The organism is Micromonospora sp. NPDC049201 (assembly GCF_055586805.1).
The window spans coordinates 302154-315274 of sequence record NZ_JBVJHM010000003.1; the positions used below are offsets into that span (position 1 = coordinate 302154).

A 13121-nucleotide genomic window follows, 5' to 3' on the forward strand; every position below is an offset into this window, starting at 1 on the left:
TCACTTCCTCGTCGAAGTAGCGTGCCAACCTTACGACCCACGTCGTTGGGGTAGACAGTGCGGTAGCCGCCGGACACCGGGAGTGAGGTCATGACCACCTACTACGACGACCGGTCGGTCCGGGTCACGTCCACCGCGCTGCGGGTGGACGAGCACAGCTACCCGCTGGCCGAGCTGACCATGGTGTGGCACCGCCGGGGCGACCGCTCCTGGCGGGTGCTGGCCGGGCGCGGCGCGATCGGCGCGGCGCTCGCCGGGCCGCTGGTGGCCGCGCTGCTGGGCATCGCGCTGGCGGTCTGGCTGCACCGCTCGCTCACCGTCACCATCGCCATCGTCGGGGCCTCCGTGCTGGTCGGCCTCGCGGTCGGGCCGCTCGCCGACGTGCTCTTCGAACACCTGGACCGCTCGTACGTGCGGGGCAGCCGCGAGCTGGAGATGTGGGCCACCTGGCGGGGTCGGCCGGTGCGGCTGCTGCACACCCGCGACGCGCTGCGCTTCGGCCAGATCTACCGGGCGGTGCAGCGGGCCATGGAGCGCGTGCCCGGTCAGAACGTGATCGGGTCGTCCGGCACCAGGCCCAGCCCGCGCAGCAGGCCGTAGGTGTCCTGCTCGCCCCAGAACTCGACGATCCGGCCGCCGGCCAGCCGGTACATCTTGCAGGCGCTCTGCACCGTGGTCGCCCCGGTCGCGTCCCTCCGGTACGTCTGCGCGATCGACACCACCACCCGGTCCTCGGCCGCGAAGATCTCCCGGATGTCCTGGTCGAGCACGGTCAGGCCGGGCGAGGAGACGGCAGCCTCGGACCACCGCCGGCCGCGTACCGCCGAGCCGGAACCGTAGATCGCCACGTCCTCGTCCACCACCTCGGCCAGCTCGGCCAGGTCCTTGGTGACGAACGTCCGCAGGTACCGCCGGACCACCTCGACGTTGCGCGCCCGCTCGTCGGAGTCCGTCATGCCCCCACGCTAGCGAGTCGCACTCCGCCTCGCCCGCCGCCAGAGAGTGCATGCACGCTCCCTTTCGAGCTGATGGCACAAACGACTCACGGCCTCAACGGGCCCAACTTCCCTCTTGATCCACTCCACTTCGCCGAGGTGGCGTGAACCGACACTCTCCGATACCGCCGCTTCGCCGAGATGGAGTCGATCAAGAGCGACACGCAGCGGCACGGATGGCGCACGGATGGTTACGCTGATTTATGACCCTCTATTACCGGGACGACGCGGTACAGGTCACCTCGCAGACCATCCACGCCGGCGGGCAGGTCGTCGCGCTCGCCGACATCACGTACGTCTGGCACGCCCGCGGCACCACCACGATGGCGGTCCGGGGCCGGGTCCTGGGCCGGGGCGTACTGGTCCTGCTGCTGTCGCTGCCGCCGCTGGTGGCGTTGGTCTGCGTGCTGTCGCTGGCCTGGGCCGCGCAGGACCGGGGCGACTGGAAACTCGCCCTGATCATCCTGGCCGCGTTCGTCGTGCTGGGGCTCGTGCTCACCCCGTTCCTGGAGGTGCCGCTGGGTTGGCTGGACCGCTCCTACGAGCGGGGCAACCGGGTGCACGAGCTGTGGGTGCAGGTGCACGGGCGGGAGACGATGCTGGTCCGCACGCCCGACGCGCTACGGTTCGGGCAGATCTACCGGGCCGTGCAGCGCGCCGTCGAACAGCAGGGAGACCGACGATGACCCACCGTCGCGGCGAGGCCGTCGCGCTCGCCGGGCTGCTCGCCGCCGCGGGCGTCACCCACTTCGCCCGCCCCGGTTTCTACGACCCGATCGTGCCGCGCGTCCTGCCCGGGCCGGCCCGCTTCTGGACGTACGCCTCGGGGGTCGCGGAGCTGGCCGTGGCGGCGGCGGTGGCGCATCCGGCGACCCGACGACGGGGTGGCCTCGCCGCGGCGGCGTTGTTCGTCGCGGTGCTGCCGGCCAACGCGCAGATGGCCTGGGACTGGCGACGGCGACGGCCGGTGAGGCGGGCGGTCGCCTACGGCCGGGTGCCGATGCAGGCGCCGCTGATCTGGTGGGCGCTGCGGGTGGCCCGGCCGAACCGCTGATTCCCGCCCCGGCTCAGGTCAGCGGCAGCGTGGTGGCGATCGGCCAGGCGAGCACCACCGCACCGACCGCCGCCGGCAGCCACCACGGCGCGGCGCGCCGGCGCAGCACCCCGGCCCACGCCGCCTGCCAGGCGACCAGCGCCGCGAAGAGCGGCACCACCAGCAGCACGAACCCGGGCGCGAGGCCGGTCACCGCCGCTGCGGCCAGGACCACCACCGCGAGCCCGCCGACCGCCGCGTAGGCCACGCCCCGGCCCTCGGTGACCAGCTCGGCGCCGAGCAGGAAGGCCAGACAACAGAGCGTCACCAGGGGCAGCAGCCACCAACGGGCGCCGACCGGTGCCGTCGACGTGAACCCCAGGTGCAACGGCAACGCGACGGCGAGCACCGCGTACCCGAGAAGCACCGCCGTCACCCCGGCGGCGCGCGTCGGCCGGCGGGCGTGACCGGCCGGCCGGCGGGGCCGGAACCTCAGGTACGCCGCAACCAGCAGCACGCCGGTGAACAGCAGGAACACGGCCACGTGCCCGCCGACCGCGAGCGGCAGCCGGTCGGTCGGCAACGGCGCGGCGAGGACCGCGCCGAGCCCGGCCGCCGGCACCGCCACCGCGAGCCACCGACCCGGCCGGGAGCGTGGTCCGCCGGGCGACGCGGCGGCCGGCGGGCCGCGCAGCAGCAGCGCGGCCAGCGGTACGAAGCCGACGCCCAGGCCGAGCAGAAGCAGCCCACCGCCGACCAGGCGGGTCAGCGGGGCCGGCGGCGGACCGCCGGGGCGACCCGGGATCGCGGCCAGCGTCGCGGCGTGGGTGCGCGGCGCGAAGAGCACCGAGATGTGCTCGGTGCCGGGTGCCACCACCCGCTCCCGCGCCCCCGGTGGCCCGCCGGCCGCCGCCGCCTCGGCCGCCCGGCGGAAGTCGGGGAACTCCAGCCCGCCCACCACCACCGTGAGGCGGCCCGCCCAGCCGGGCGGCACGTCGTCCGCGTCGGGCAGCGAGATCGCCACGGTCCGGGTGATCTCCGGGTGGTCGACCGCGTATCGGGTGACCGCCCCGGCGCCCATCGAGTGGCCGACCAGGACGATCCGGTCCGGGTCGACGTCCGGCCGGCTCCGCAGCCAGGCCAGCGCGACGTCCAGGTCGTGCCGCAGGACCGCCCGGGCCCGTTCGTCGTCCCGACCCGCACCGGGCAGCCCGGCCGGGTTGGCGCCGTGCCCGGCGAAGTCGAGCAGCACCGCGACCGCGCCGTGCCGGGCCACCGAGTCGGCCAGCGGTCGCATCAGCCGGGCGGAGCCGGCGAACCCGTGCGCGATCACCACCCCCGGTCGACGGTCGCCGCCGCCCGTCCCGGACTGGCGAACCTCGGTGAGCGGCACGCCGGCGACGGTGGCCCGCCGCGTGCTCAGTCCGGCGTCCGCGCGGACCAGCAGCAGCGTGCCGAGCACGACGGCGAGCAGGGCGAACGCGCCGAGCACGAGGAGTCGCCGCGGGGCCGAGCCGGGGGCGGGCATGCCGGCACCCTACGCGGCACGCCCGCGCCGCGGGAGAGCCGGCGTTGCCCCGGGTCTCCGCCACCCGGATGCCTCGTTGCCCGGGTGCCACCTGACACGTGCGCCGCCCGACGGCCGGCGAGCGTCGGTGGCCGGCGCGACGCACACTTGTCGGCATGGCGATCCCACTTCCCCGGCCCGGCGCCGTCGTCGGCCTCACCCGCTCCGCCCTGGACCAGGCGCTCGGCTCGGCCGCCGCGTTCGCCGGCGTGCCCGCCCGCGCCTTCGCCGTGCTCGACGAGGTGGAGGCGCTGGTACGGCGGATCAACGGGGTGGTCGACCGGATCGAGGGCACGCTCGACCGCACCGACCGGGTGCTCACCGACGCCGAGGGGGCGGTGCGGGAGGTGGCCGTGATCAGCGCCGCCGCCACCACCGCGATCGACACCGCGACCGAGGTGGCCGCCGCGGCGGCGGTGGTGGTCGGCGAGGCGGAGCGCGTCTCGGCTGCCGCCGCCACGGTGGTCGGCGAGGCGGACCGGGTGGCGCGGGCCGCCGCCGGGGTGGTGGCCGAGGCGGACACGGTGGCGACCCGGGCCGCCGGCACGGTGGCCACCGCCGAGCAGGCCGCCGGCACCGCGACCGAGCTGCTGGCCGCGTACGAGGCGACGCTGCGCCGGGCCGCGCCGATGGCGGCCCGCTTCGTCGAGCAACTCAGCCCGGAGGAGGTGACCGCCGCGATCCGGCTCGTCGACGAGCTGCCGAAGCTGAAGGAGCACCTCACCTCGGACGTGCTGCCGATCCTGGCCACGCTGGACCGGGTCGGCCCGGACCTGCACGACCTGCTGGACGTCACCCGGGACCTGAAGCTCGCGGTGGCCGGCATCCCCGGCCTCGGCATGCTCCGCCGCCGCGGCGAGCGCGCCGAGGGTTAGGAAGGGGCCCCGCCTATACCGGAGGCGTTAACAGAGGGCCCCTCCTTACCGCCCGCCGAACAGCGCGTCGATCTCGGCGCGGTGGGGCAGGGCAACCGAGGCGCCGAGCTTGCGGACGCAGGCCGCCCCGGCCGCCGCCGCCCAGCGCACCGCCTCGACCAGGTCACGTCCTTCGCCCCAGGCCACCGCCAGCGCGGCGGTGAAGGCGTCCCCGGCAGCGGTGGAGTCGACCACTTCCACCGGGAGCGCCGGCACGTGCAGCGCCGGTCGGTCCCGGTCGACGTACCAGGCGCCGTCGCCGCCGAGCGTGAGCACCGCGCGGGGCACCAGGTCGAGCAGCGCCGCCGGCTCGTCCCGACCGCGGCCGGTCAACGCCTGCGCCTCGGGTTCGTTGACCACCAGCAGGTCGGTCGCGGCCAGCAACTCGGGCGGCAGGGCCCGGGCCGGCGCCGCGTTGAGCACCACCCGGGTGCCGGCGGACCGGGCCGCCAGCGCCGCCTCGGTCACCGTCTCGACCGGCACCTCAAGCTGCGCGACAAGCACGTCCGCCTCGCGTACGGCGGCCAGCTCGTCCTCGGTCGGCCCGGTGAACGCCTCGTTCGCGCCCGGGGTGACCAGGATCGCGTTCTCCCCCGCGCCGCCGACCATGACCAGGGCGACACCGGACGGGCCGTACGCCACCCGGAGGTGGTTGGTGTCGACGCCGGCCGCGGTGATCCGGGCCCGGAGGGTGACGCCGAACGCGTCCGAGCCGATCGCGCCGAGGAAGACGCAGGACGCGCCGGCGCGGACCGCGGCGACCGCCTGGTTGGCGCCCTTGCCGCCGGGCAGCATCACGAAGTCGCTGCCGAGCACCGTCTCCCCCGGCCGGGGCAGCGTGGCGGCGGTGCCGACCAGGTCCATGTTGGCGCTGCCGACGACGGCGATCCGGGTCTGTGGCACGGTGGGTTCCCGTCGGTCAGGCGGCGCGGGCGGTCCAGCGGTCGCCGGTCCGCGAGACGACCAACGGCAGGCCGAAGGTCTTGGACAGGTTGTCGGCGGTGAGCACGTCGGCGAGCAGGCCCTGCGCCACCACACCGCCCTCGCGCAGCAGCAGCGCGTGGGTGAAGCCGGGCGGGATCTCCTCGACGTGGTGGGTGACCAGCACCATGGCCGGCGCGTCCGGGTCGTACGCCAGCTCGGCGAGCCGGGCCACCAAGTCCTCCCGACCGCCCAGGTCGAGCCCGGCGGCGGGCTCGTCGAGCAGCAGCAGCTCCGGGTCGGTCATCAGGGCGCGGGCGATCTGCACCCGCTTGCGCTCGCCCTCGGAGAGCGTGCCGTAGCCGCGCTCGGCGAGGTGGCCGACGCCGAGCTGGCTCAGCAGCGCGGCGGCCCGCGCCTCGTCGGTGCGGTCGTAGCTCTCCCGCCAGCGGCCGACCACGGACCAGGCCGCGGTCACCACCACGTCGACGACCCGCTCGTCGGCGGGGATCCGCTCGGCGAGGGTGGCGGTGGAGAGGCCGATCCGGGTACGCAGCTCGTTGACGTCGGTGCGGCCGATGCGCTCGCCGAGCACGTGCGCGACGCCGCTGCTCGGGTGCAGCCGGCCGGCGGCCAGGTTGAGCAGGGTGGTCTTGCCGGCGCCGTTCGGGCCGAGCAGCACCCACCGTTCGTCCAGCTCGACCCGCCAGTCGACGTCGCGCACCAGCGCGGTGCCGGAGCGCGTGACGCCGACCCCGTCGAGGCTGACCACCAGATCCGCGTCCACGGTCGAGGGGGCGGGGGCGCCCACGGCGCCGGGGATCAGGTCACCAGTCACCGCCCCATCCAACCACGCACCCGGCCCGGCGCCCCCCACGGGCGGCGCCGCCGCCATAGGGTGGGGCGCCGTGTCGTTGGTCACCGCCTGAGGAAGGACGACTCATGCCCGACCGCTGCCGGGAGGCAGGCGGATGAGCGCGGTCATCGAGATCGCCGGTCTCCGCAAGACGTTCCGCACGCTGCGTCATGGGCGCCGGGTCGCCGTCGACGACTTCCACATGCTGGTCGAGGCGGGCCAGGTGCACGGCTTCCTCGGGCCGAACGGCTCGGGCAAGACGACCACGCTGCGGGCCCTGCTCGGGTTGGTCCGGCCGGATGCCGGCCAGATGCACGTGTTGGGCGCCCGCTCCCCGGAGCGGCTGCCGGACGTGGCCGGGCGGGTCGGCGCCATCGTGGAGAGTCCGCAGTTCTTCGGCAACTTCACCGCGCACCGCACGCTGCGGCTGCTGGCGCTCGCCGGCGGCGTGCCCACCTCCCGGGTGGACGAGGTGCTGGAGCAGGTCGGCCTGCGGGACCGGGGCGAGGAGCGGGTCAAGGGCTACTCGCTCGGCATGAAGCAGCGGCTGGCGGTGGCCTCGGCCCTGCTCAAGCGCCCGGAGCTGTTGATCCTCGACGAGCCGGCGAACGGGCTCGACCCGGCCGGCATCCGGGAGATGCGCGACCTGACCCGGTCGCTCGCCGCGTCCGGGGTGACCGTGCTGCTGTCCAGCCACATCCTCGCCGAGATCCAGTTGATCTGTGACCACGTGACGATCGTCAGCCGGGGACGGCGGGTCGCGTCCGGCCGGGTCGACGAGGTGCTCGCCGGTTTCGACCAGCACCAGTGGCGGGTCCGGGTGGCCGAGCCCGAGCCGGCCGCGCTGCTGCTGGGCCGGGCCGGCCTGTCGGTGGAAGGGCACGCCGACCATCTGGTGGTGACCGGCGTGGAGGACCCCGAGGTGATCAGCCGCACGCTGGGTGAGCAGGGCATGTGGGTGCGGGAGCTGGTCCCGCTCCGCCCCGACCTGGAGAGCGTCTTCCTGGAGTTGACCGGCGGCGACGAGCACGTGGCGGTACCGCGCCAGGTGGACGGCGCGCCGGCGTACGACGGTGTGATCGATCTCGACGTCCGGGGCAGCCGGGAGGTGGACGCGTGAACCTGGTCCGTGCCGAGCTGGAGCGGCTCGCCGCCCGGCGCTTCGTGCAGCTCATGGTGGTGTTGCTGGCGGTCGCGTTCGCGGTGACGGTGGTGACCACGCTGGGCGGCTCGCACCGGCCGACCGAGGTGGAGCTGAGCCGGGCCCAGTCGCAGGCGGCGGACGAGGTGCGCCGCCTGGAGCTGGCGCACGACAGGTGCCTGCGGATCAAGGCGGGCACGCTCGCCCCGGACGAGAACGACTACCTGCCGCGCGACTGCGCCCAGATCGACCCGGCGCAGTCCGAGCAGTTGCCGACCGCGTCCGACCACCTCAGCGGCGTGTTCGTCTTCACCAAGGAGGCGAAGCCGCTGCTCTACTTCCTGATCGCGTTCCTGGCGCTGTTCGGGTTCCTGGTCGGCGCCTCCTACATCGGGGCGGACCTGAACTCCGGCGGCGTGGTCAACCTGCTGCTGTGGCGGCCCCGCCGGCCGACCGTGTTCGCCGCGAAGCTCGGCACGCTGCTGGGTGGCCTGCTCGGGCTCTCCGTGCTGGCGTCGGTGGCGTACCTCGGGGCGTTCTGGCTGATCGGCCAGGCGTCGGGGCTGACCGGCCGGATGAGCGGCGAGTTCTGGGCCGGGCTCGGCGCGGTCTGGGCGCGCGGCGTGGTGCTGGTGCTGCTCGCCGCGGCGCTCGGGTTCGCCGTCGCCACGCTGGGCCGGCACACCTCGGCGGCGCTCGGCACGGTGGCCGCGTACGTGGTGGTGTGGGAGCTGGGCGCGCGGCTGGTGTTCCAGATCCTCCAGGTCGGCCGACCGGACCGGTTCATGCTCTCCAGTTACCTGGGGGCGTGGCTCGCCGGCCAGGTGCGGTTCTGGGACGACAACGCGTGCGGCACCGGGATCTCCGGCTTCTGCGACGGCTCGTACACGCTCGGTTGGCCGGCGGGCCTGGTGGTCCTGCTCGGGCTCACCGCCGCGCTGGTGGCCGCCGCGTTCGCGGTGTTCCGCCGCCGTGACCTGATCTGAGCACGTCGGCGCGGCCCGGTCCGGCCGGGCCGCGCCGACGCGGGCCGACCGGACGTCGCCGGCAACTCCTTGCAGACTTCGCCTACAGCGTGAAGAATTCCTTCACATGGCGGCCGGTGCGGTGACAGGTCGGCGGTCAGCCGACCGTCGAGCCGAACACCTCGTCCCGGACCGCGTCGAGCGCGGTACGCAACGCGCCGCGCAGGATCGGCTCCTCGGTCAGCCCGGTGCTCACCACCCGGGGGCGGACCAGCGTGATCGCCGCGACCTCCTGCTGCACCCGCTCGGCCAGCGCCGCCCCGCCCGCCCGACCGACCGCGCCGGCGAGCACCACCAGCGGCGGGTCGAGCACCACGCAGGTGCTCGCCACGCCGAGCGCCAGCCGGCGGGCCAGCTCGTCAAGCACCGGGCCCCCGGCCTCGCCGGCGGCGATGGCGGCCTGCACCGCCTCGGCGGCCCACGCCGCCGCGACACCCTGCTCGGCCGCGTCCGGCGTGGCGAAGCCGTGCTCGGCCGCCACGGCGCGCACCGCGTCGGCACCCGCGAGCTGCTGGAACGCCGGCTTGGCCCGCCGCGACACGTCGCGCGGGATGGGCACTCCGGGCACCGGCAGGTAGCCGATCTCACCGGCCGCGCCACTGCTGCCGTGGTGCAGCCGGCCGCCCAGCATGATCGCCAGGCCGACGCCCGCGTCCACCCAGACCAACACGAAGTCGGCGGTGCCCCGGGCGGCGCCGGACTGCGCCTCGGCCACCGCGGCGAGGTTCACGTCGTTCTCGAACACGACCGGGGTGTCCAGGTCCTCCCGGAGCGCGGCGAGCAGGCCGCTGTGCCAGCGCGGCAGGTTGAACGCGAACGTGATGTCGCCGGTCTGCGGATCGACCAGGCCGGGGGTGCCCAGCACGACGCGCCGGACCGCGGACAGCTCCGCGCCGGCGCTGCTGGCGGCCTGCACCACGGCGTTGTGCACCACCCCGACCGGGTCGTCGGTGTCCTTGGTGGACTGCTCGACCCGGCCGGCGACGGTGCCGGTGATGTCGGCGCAGGCCGCCACCACCCGCTCCGCGCCGACGTCCACGCCGACCACGTACGCGCTGCCCGGACGCACCGCGTAGAGCTGGGCGTTCGGGCCCCGCCCGCCGGCCTGCTCGCCGACGCGGGCGACCAGGCCGCGCTCCTCCAGCCGCTCGACCAACTGGGAGGCGGTCACCTTGGACAGCCCGGTCAGCTCGCCGATCCGGGCCCGGGTCAGCGGACCGCGTTCGAGCAGCAGCTCCAGCGCCGCACGGTCGTTGAGCGCCCGCAACAGTCGGGGGGTGCCGGGCAGCCGGGTCGCACTCATGCCAACGTCCTCAATTTTTTTCGTAAGGTTGCTAACCATAAAACGCCTGCCGAAGGGTGCCCGTTAGCGTATCGGCCACCCTGTCCGACGGAGGTCGGACGACCCGGCAGGGAAAGGGGAACGACAGTGGGGCTGGATCCAGGACTCCGTCGGCTCGCGCTGGGCACGTTGCTGGCCGCGTACCCGGGCCCGGTGCCGCCGGACTGGGCGGTCGACCTGCTCGCCGACGGGCTCGCCGGGCACACCCTGTTCGGCACGAACGTGCACGACCCGGCCCAGGTGGCGGCGTCCACGGCGGCGCTGCGCGCCGGCCGCCCGGACGTGATCGTCGCGATCGACGAGGAGGGCGGCGACGTCACCCGGCTGGCCCACGCCACCGGCAGCCCGTACCCGGGCAACGCCGCGCTCGGCGCGGTCGACGACCCGGACCTCACCCGGGCGGTGTACGCGGCGATCGGCGCGGAGCTGGCCGCGCTCGGCCTCACGCTCGACCTGGCCCCCACGGTCGACGTGAACACCGCCGACGAGAACCCGGTGATCGGCACCCGCTCGTTCGGCGCGGACCCGAAGCGGGTGGCGGTGCACTCGGCCGCCGCGGTCGCCGGCCTCCAGTCGGTCGGCGTGGCCGCCTGCGCCAAGCACTTCCCCGGGCACGGCGCGACGGTCGCCGACTCCCACCACGAGCTGCCCACTGTCGACGTGCCGCCGGCCGTGCTGCGGGAGCGGGACCTGCCGCCGTTCGCCGCGGTGGTCGACGCCGGCGTCCGCGCGGTGATGACCGCGCACATCCGGGTGCCGGCGCTGACCGGCGACGGCCCGGCCACGTTCAGCCGGGCGGTCCTGCACGACCTGCTGCGCGGCGAGTACGGCTTCACCGGCACGGTGATCACCGACGCGCTGGAGATGAAGGGCGCGGCGTTGGCCGCCGGCGGGGTGGGTCCGGCCGCGGTCCGCGCGCTGGCCGCCGGCGCCGACCTGCTCTGCATCGGCGCGCAGGTCGACGCCGCCCTGGTGGAACACATCGCCGCCGAGATCGTCGCCGCACTCGGGGACGGCCGGCTGGACCGCGCCCGGGTGGAGGAGGCCGCTGGCCGGACCGCCGCGCTCGCCGGCTGGGCCGGACCGGCCGACGCACCGGCCCCGCCCGCCGACGGCCTCGGCTACGCCGCCGCGCTACGGGCGGTGCGCGTCGAGGGCGACCTGCCCGGTCCGGGCGCCCCGCTGGTGGTGCAGGTGCACGCCGCCGCCACGATCGCCGAGGGGCGGGTGCCGTGGGGGCTGGGTCCGCACCTGGCCGCCGGCGTCGAGCAGGTCCGCGCGGTGGCCGGCGAGACCGACCCGGGCGAGCTGGGCCGGCTCGCCGGCGAGCGGCCGGTGGTGCTGGTCGGGCGGCACCTGCACCGGCTGCCCGGGGCGCGGGAGCTGGTCGAGACGCTGGCCGCCACGCATCCGGTGACCGTGGTGGAGATGGGCTGGCCGGGGGCCTGGCGGCCGGCCGGGGCGCGCGCGTTCGTCGCCACCTACGGCGCGAGCCACGCCAACGGCCGGGCCGCCGCCCGGGTGCTCGGCCTGACCGGCTGATCCGTCCGTGCCCGCCGGCCCGCCGTCCACCGACGGCGGGCCGGCGCGCGTCCCGGGCACCGTCGACTTGAACGCGTTCAAAAGACGTCGTACGCTCAGCGCGACGCAAATTTGAACGCGTTCAAGAAAGGCGGCGGGGATGGATGCGAAGGTCTGGATGTACCTGGCGTACCTTGCGGTCAGCATCGGGCTAACCGTCTGGGTGGCGCGGACGCTCTCCCGCAACGGGTTGGTCTTCCTGCGGGACGTGTTCCCCGACAGCCGGCTGGCCGAGGCGGTCAACAGCCTGCTGGTCGTCGGCTTCTACCTGCTCAACCTCGGCTACGTCACGGTGGCCATGAAGGAGTCCGACCCGATCGGCGACGCCAGTCAGGCGCTGGAGCAACTGTCCCTGAAGGTGGGGATGGTGCTCCTGGTCCTGGGCGCCCTGCACTTCTTCAACGTGTTCGCGCTCGGCCGCTACCGGCGTGGCCGGCTGCGCCACCAGGCGAGCCACCCGCCGCTCCCGCCGGCCGGCATGCTCCCGCCGCCCGGCGTGGTCTTCCCGCCGCAGGGCGCCGCGCACCCGCCGCAGGGTGGCCCGCGACCGGTCCCGCCCGCCGGCCCGAACCCGCCGGCCCGGTGACGTCCGCCCCCGGCGGGCACCCGTCGGATCCCACCGGGCACGGGGCCGGTGGGATCCGCGGGTTCACCGTCCTCTACGACGCCGGCTGCCCGCTGTGCCGCTCCGCCCGGCGGTGGCTCGCCTCGCGGGACCACCTCGTACCGCTGGAGTTCGTGGCGGCCGGGTCGGCGCAGGCCCGGCGCCGCTTCCCCGGGCTCGACCACGACGCCACACTGCGGGACCTGACAGTGGTCGCCGACACCGGCGCGGTCTGGACCGGCGACGGCGCCTGGTTCGCCTGTCTCTGGGCGCTCGCCGGGCACCGCGCCACCGCCGAACGGCTGACCCGCCCGCACCTGCTGCCACTGGCCCGGCGGGTGGTGGCGGTCGCCGCCGCGGTCCGCGAACGCGTCCGGGAACCGGGATACGGTGACCACGATGACCGAACAGAGTGCGCCGACGACCGGTGCGGGTGACCCGAGCGGTGGGGCGACCGCCCGGGGTGAGCAGACCCGCCAGCTGATCCTGGACACCGCGATGCGCCTGTTCCGCGAGCGGGGGTACGCGCGCACCACCATGCGTGCCGTCGCCCAGGAGGCCGGCGTGGCGGTGGGCAACGCCTACTACTACTTCGGCTCGAAGGAACACCTCATCCAGGAGTTCTACGCGGACACCCAGCGCGAGCACCGCACCGCCGCCGCGCCGGTGCTCGCCCGGGAGCGGGACTTCGCGCCGCGGCTGGCCGGCGTGCTGCACGCCGGCGTCGACGTGCTGAGCCCGTACCACTCGTTCGCCGGCACCTTCTTCAAAACGGCGGCGGAGCCGACCTCGCCGCTCAGCCCGTTCTCCGCCGAGTCGTCGGCGCCCCGCGAGGCGTCGGTGGCGCTCTTCCGCGAGGTGCTGTCGGGCTCCGCCGCGAAACTGGACGAGGAGCTGCGGGCGGCCCTGCCGGAGCTGCTCTGGCTCGGCTACCTGGGCGTGGTGCTCTACTGGGTGCACGACCGCTCGCCCGGCCAGGCCAAGACCCGGCAGCTCATCGACGGCGTGGTCCCGCTGGTCGACCGGCTCGTGGGGCTGTCCCGGCTGCGGGTGCTCCGCCCGGTCACCCGCCAGGCGGTCACACTGATCCACACGCTGCGTCACTGACCCACCGTTCGGCTGCGACAACGATTCCACAGGTC

15 protein-coding genes are annotated in these 13121 nt (G+C 75.2%); 10 read left to right on the forward strand and 5 right to left on the reverse strand.

Annotation, left to right across the window (positions count from 1 at the left end):
• The first annotated feature begins 90 nt into the window (after nt 1-90).
• Nucleotides 91-600 carry a DUF6232 family protein gene (locus ACZ6O5_RS08490; protein ID WP_465975465.1) on the forward strand — a complete coding sequence of 170 codons (510 nt, stop codon included), beginning with the start codon at nt 91-93 and terminating at the stop codon, nt 598-600.
• Here the strand turns inward: ACZ6O5_RS08490 and ACZ6O5_RS08495 are convergent.
• Nucleotides 546-956, reverse strand: a complete 411-nt coding sequence (locus tag ACZ6O5_RS08495) for a nuclear transport factor 2 family protein (protein ID WP_465975467.1) — start codon at nt 954-956, stop codon at nt 546-548. The genes ACZ6O5_RS08490 and ACZ6O5_RS08495 overlap by 55 nt on opposite strands.
• 242 nt (nt 957-1198) lie before the next feature.
• Between ACZ6O5_RS08495 and ACZ6O5_RS08500 the strand changes: the two genes are divergently transcribed.
• Nucleotides 1199-1681, forward strand: a complete 483-nt coding sequence (locus tag ACZ6O5_RS08500; RefSeq protein ID WP_465975469.1) for a DUF6232 family protein — start codon at nt 1199-1201, stop codon at nt 1679-1681.
• On the forward strand, nt 1678-2049 hold the full coding sequence (locus ACZ6O5_RS08505) for a hypothetical protein (protein ID WP_396775412.1): 372 nt from the start codon (nt 1678-1680) through the stop codon (nt 2047-2049). The genes ACZ6O5_RS08500 and ACZ6O5_RS08505 overlap by 4 nt, the downstream gene beginning before the upstream one ends.
• 13 nt (nt 2050-2062) lie before the next feature.
• On the opposite strand, the gene ACZ6O5_RS08510 is transcribed toward ACZ6O5_RS08505, so the two are convergent.
• Entirely contained in the window at nt 2063-3556 is a 1494-nt protein-coding gene (locus tag ACZ6O5_RS08510) for a dienelactone hydrolase family protein (protein WP_465975472.1), read from the reverse strand.
• A 155-nt stretch (nt 3557-3711) separates the two neighbouring features.
• On the opposite strand from ACZ6O5_RS08510, the gene ACZ6O5_RS08515 reads away from it, so the two are divergent.
• Nucleotides 3712-4470 carry a hypothetical protein gene (locus ACZ6O5_RS08515; protein WP_465975474.1) on the forward strand — a complete coding sequence of 253 codons (759 nt, stop codon included), beginning with the start codon at nt 3712-3714 and terminating at the stop codon, nt 4468-4470.
• A gap of 45 nt (nt 4471-4515) precedes the next feature.
• Here ACZ6O5_RS08515 and ACZ6O5_RS08520 read toward each other — a convergent pair whose 3' ends face one another.
• Nucleotides 4516-5412 carry a ribokinase gene (locus tag ACZ6O5_RS08520; RefSeq protein WP_465975476.1) on the reverse strand — a complete coding sequence of 299 codons (897 nt, stop codon included), beginning with the start codon at nt 5410-5412 and terminating at the stop codon, nt 4516-4518.
• A 16-nt stretch (nt 5413-5428) separates the two neighbouring features.
• A complete protein-coding gene (locus ACZ6O5_RS08525) occupies nt 5429-6325 on the reverse strand; it encodes an ABC transporter ATP-binding protein (RefSeq protein ID WP_357301531.1) in 897 nt (298 codons plus the stop codon).
• A 76-nt stretch (nt 6326-6401) separates the two neighbouring features.
• Between ACZ6O5_RS08525 and ACZ6O5_RS08530 the strand changes: the two genes are divergently transcribed.
• On the forward strand, nt 6402-7406 hold the full coding sequence (locus ACZ6O5_RS08530; protein WP_465975478.1) for an ATP-binding cassette domain-containing protein: 1005 nt from the start codon (nt 6402-6404) through the stop codon (nt 7404-7406).
• Entirely contained in the window at nt 7403-8413 is a 1011-nt protein-coding gene (locus ACZ6O5_RS08535) for an ABC transporter permease subunit (RefSeq protein ID WP_465975480.1), read from the forward strand. The genes ACZ6O5_RS08530 and ACZ6O5_RS08535 overlap by 4 nt, the downstream gene beginning before the upstream one ends.
• Before the next feature lie 136 nt (nt 8414-8549).
• On the opposite strand, the gene ACZ6O5_RS08540 is transcribed toward ACZ6O5_RS08535, so the two are convergent.
• Entirely contained in the window at nt 8550-9755 is a 1206-nt protein-coding gene (locus tag ACZ6O5_RS08540; RefSeq protein WP_465975482.1) for an ROK family transcriptional regulator, read from the reverse strand.
• Between the two features lie 126 nt (nt 9756-9881).
• Here ACZ6O5_RS08540 and ACZ6O5_RS08545 point away from each other — a divergent pair, with 126 nt between their 5' ends.
• The 4 genes from ACZ6O5_RS08545 to ACZ6O5_RS08560 all read left to right on the forward strand — a co-directional run bounded on the left by ACZ6O5_RS08545 (nt 9882) and on the right by ACZ6O5_RS08560 (nt 13086).
• Complete coding sequence (locus ACZ6O5_RS08545; protein ID WP_465975484.1) at nt 9882-11336, forward strand: glycoside hydrolase family 3 protein; 1455 nt, start codon at nt 9882-9884, stop codon at nt 11334-11336.
• Nucleotides 11337-11475: 139 nt separating this feature from the next.
• Complete coding sequence (locus ACZ6O5_RS08550) at nt 11476-11961, forward strand: hypothetical protein (RefSeq protein WP_343443147.1); 486 nt, start codon at nt 11476-11478, stop codon at nt 11959-11961.
• Nucleotides 11958-12416 carry a thiol-disulfide oxidoreductase DCC family protein gene (locus ACZ6O5_RS08555; RefSeq protein WP_465975485.1) on the forward strand — a complete coding sequence of 153 codons (459 nt, stop codon included), beginning with the start codon at nt 11958-11960 and terminating at the stop codon, nt 12414-12416. Before ACZ6O5_RS08550 ends, ACZ6O5_RS08555 begins: the two co-directional genes overlap by 4 nt.
• Nucleotides 12379-13086, forward strand: a complete 708-nt coding sequence (locus tag ACZ6O5_RS08560) for a TetR/AcrR family transcriptional regulator (protein ID WP_465975487.1) — start codon at nt 12379-12381, stop codon at nt 13084-13086. Before ACZ6O5_RS08555 ends, ACZ6O5_RS08560 begins: the two co-directional genes overlap by 38 nt.
• Nucleotides 13087-13121: the final 35 nt, after the last annotated feature.

Bases quoted from the DNA above. Each gene is read 5' to 3' on its own strand.
- ACZ6O5_RS08525 (WP_357301531.1), bottom strand. From the start codon at position 6,325: ATGGCGGCGGCGCCGCCCGTGGGGGGCGCCGGGCCGGGTGCGTGGTTG.
- ACZ6O5_RS08510 (WP_465975472.1), bottom strand. From the start codon at position 3,556: ATGCCCGCCCCCGGCTCGGCCCCGCGGCGACTCCTCGTGCTCGGCGCG.
- ACZ6O5_RS08495 (WP_465975467.1), bottom strand. From the start codon at position 956: ATGACGGACTCCGACGAGCGGGCGCGCAACGTCGAGGTGGTCCGGCGG.
- ACZ6O5_RS08560 (WP_465975487.1), top strand. From the start codon at position 12,379: ATGACCGAACAGAGTGCGCCGACGACCGGTGCGGGTGACCCGAGCGGT.
- ACZ6O5_RS08500 (WP_465975469.1), top strand. From the start codon at position 1,199: ATGACCCTCTATTACCGGGACGACGCGGTACAGGTCACCTCGCAGACC.
- ACZ6O5_RS08515 (WP_465975474.1), top strand. From the start codon at position 3,712: ATGGCGATCCCACTTCCCCGGCCCGGCGCCGTCGTCGGCCTCACCCGC.
- ACZ6O5_RS08540 (WP_465975482.1), bottom strand. From the start codon at position 9,755: ATGAGTGCGACCCGGCTGCCCGGCACCCCCCGACTGTTGCGGGCGCTC.
- ACZ6O5_RS08530 (WP_465975478.1), top strand. From the start codon at position 6,402: ATGAGCGCGGTCATCGAGATCGCCGGTCTCCGCAAGACGTTCCGCACG.
- ACZ6O5_RS08490 (WP_465975465.1), top strand. From the start codon at position 91: ATGACCACCTACTACGACGACCGGTCGGTCCGGGTCACGTCCACCGCG.
- ACZ6O5_RS08505 (WP_396775412.1), top strand. From the start codon at position 1,678: ATGACCCACCGTCGCGGCGAGGCCGTCGCGCTCGCCGGGCTGCTCGCC.
- ACZ6O5_RS08550 (WP_343443147.1), top strand. From the start codon at position 11,476: ATGGATGCGAAGGTCTGGATGTACCTGGCGTACCTTGCGGTCAGCATC.